General features: G+C 62.5%; 1 protein-coding gene. It reads right to left on the bottom strand.

Annotated features, from left to right (window positions below; genetic code table 11):
• Position 1: 1 nt before the first annotated feature.
• Positions 2 to 1,195, bottom strand: a complete 1,194-nt coding sequence (gene tuf / locus AC1DN9_RS29985; RefSeq protein WP_478106007.1) for an elongation factor Tu — start codon at positions 1,193 to 1,195, stop codon at positions 2 to 4.
• Positions 1,196 to 1,200 lie beyond the last annotated feature (5 nt).

The raw sequence follows: 1,200 nt of genomic DNA, 5'->3' as shown, positions 1-1,200 counted from the left end.
ATCAGATGTCGAGGATCTTTGCCACGACGCCCGAGCCCACGGTGCGACCACCTTCGCGGATCGCGAAGCGCAGACCTTCTTCCATGGCAATCGGGTTGATCAGCTTCACCGTGATCGACACGTTGTCGCCGGGCATGACCATCTCCTTGTCCTTGGGCAACTCGATCGCCCCAGTCACGTCCGTCGTGCGGAAGTAGAACTGCGGACGGTAGTTGTTGAAGAACGGCGTGTGACGGCCGCCCTCGTCCTTCGACAGAACGTACACCTCGGCGGTGAAGTGCGTGTGCGGCTTGATCGAGCCGGGCTTGCACAGCACTTGGCCGCGCTCGACTTCTTCGCGCTTCGTGCCGCGCAGCAGCACGCCCACGTTGTCGCCAGCCTGACCCTGGTCCAGCAGCTTGCGGAACATTTCCACGCCGGTGCAGGTGGTCTTTTGCGTCGGGCGAATGCCCACGATTTCGATTTCTTCGCCGACCTTGATGACGCCGCGCTCCACAGCGCCGGTCACCACCGTGCCGCGACCCGAGATCGAGAACACGTCTTCCACGGGCATCAGGAAGGTACCGTCCACCGCGCGCTCAGGCGTAGGGATGTAGCTGTCCAGCGCCTCGGCCAGCTTCATGATCGAGCCTTCGCCGAGTTCGCCCTTGTCGCCTTCCAGGGCGAGCTTGGCCGAGCCATGGATGATGGGGGTGGCGTCGCCAGGGAATTCGTACTTGTCCAGGAGTTCGCGGACTTCCATTTCGACCAGCTCGAGCAGCTCCTTGTCGTCCACCATGTCGCACTTGTTCAGGTAGACGATGATGTAGCCCACACCCACCTGGCGGGCCAGCAGGATGTGCTCGCGGGTCTGGGGCATCGGGCCGTCAGCAGCCGAGCACACCAGGATGGCACCGTCCATCTGGGCAGCGCCGGTGATCATGTTCTTCACATAGTCAGCGTGACCCGGGCAGTCCACGTGCGCATAGTGACGGTTGGCCGTCTCGTACTCGACGTGCGCGGTGTTGATCGTGATGCCGCGCGCCTTTTCTTCCGGCGCCGCGTCGATCTGGTCGTAGGCCTTCGCTTCGCCGCCGAACTTCGCCGACAGCACCGTCGCAATCGCCGCCGTCAGAGTCGTCTTGCCATGGTCAACGTGACCAATCGTGCCCACGTTCACGTGCGGCTTCGTGCGGGTGAATTTTCCTTTTGCCATTTTCT

Source organism: Variovorax sp. 05L425, from assembly GCF_056397705.1.
The sequence above is the reverse complement of the archived record's forward strand: the minus strand, read 5'-3'. Positions and strand labels throughout refer to the sequence as shown.

Bases quoted from the DNA above. Each gene is read 5' to 3' on its own strand.
- tuf (WP_478106007.1), bottom strand. From the start codon at position 1,195: ATGGCAAAAGGAAAATTCACCCGCACGAAGCCGCACGTGAACGTGGGC.